The 855-nt window shown below is 66.9% G+C and carries 1 protein-coding gene; it reads left to right on the top strand.

All coding sequences use genetic code 11. The annotated features are described in order from the left end of the window. Positions 1-54 precede the first annotated feature (54 nt). A partial coding sequence (locus G3I78_RS46365; RefSeq protein WP_275424922.1) for an ATP-binding protein occupies positions 55-855 on the top strand: 801 nt, incomplete at its 3' end.

Here is an 855-nt window from a genome sequence, read left to right as displayed (position 1 = left end):
GACGAAGGACACCTGCTGCGCGCGCTCCAACGGGTCCGAAGCGGTTCGTCACGGATGCGCGACGCCTCGGACGAGGTCGTGCTGCACCGCCTGGGGATCACGACGTCCCCACGGCCCGACGCCCCACTCACCCTGGCTGGGCTCCTGACCTTCGGGGAGTATCCGCAGCAGTACTTTCCTCAGCTCCTGGTGTCCGTCGTCGTGCGTCCGGCTGCAACGGCGAGCGGTCCTCGGTTCCTCGACAACGTCTCGGCGCGTGGACCCATCCCGGAGATGGTCCAGGACGCGCTCGACGTGGTGACACGGAACGTCGCCGTCCGGGCGATCATGAGCGAGCGTGGACGTCGCGACGAGCACGAGTACCCCTTGCTCGCTGTTCGCGAGGCCATCGTCAACGCCTTGCTGCATCGCGACTACAGCCCGGTCACTCGGGGAACGCAGGTGCAGGTCGAGCTCGACCCGGAGGCGCTGGTGATCAGGAGCCCTGGTGGCCTCTTCGGCGGCATCTCGACCGACGACCTCGGCGAGAGCGGGGTCTCGTCCTCCCGAAACGCGCGGCTCGCCGTGCTGCTCGCCGACACGTACCTGCCCCACAGCGCCGAGATCGTTGCTGAGAATCGAGGCTCCGGGGTGCCCGAGATGATCTCGTTGGCCCGAAGCCAAGGACTTCCGAGACCGGAGTTCCGCAGCAAGCTCACGTCATTCACCGTGACCATGAAGCGCTCCGAACTGCTGTCGCCCGAAGTCCGACGATGGATCGACAGCCTTCGCCTCCCTCGGACGCATGCCCATGAGATCGCCGCCGCCATGCTCCGCTCGGGGTACGTCACGAACGAGATCCTTCGTGAATGGGGC

The organism is Streptomyces sp. SID13726 (assembly GCF_010548375.1).
Classification (GTDB): Bacteria; Actinomycetota; Actinomycetes; order Streptomycetales; family Streptomycetaceae; genus Streptomyces.
Note: the sequence above shows the minus strand (reverse complement) of the source record. Positions and strands in the feature narration are given on the sequence as shown.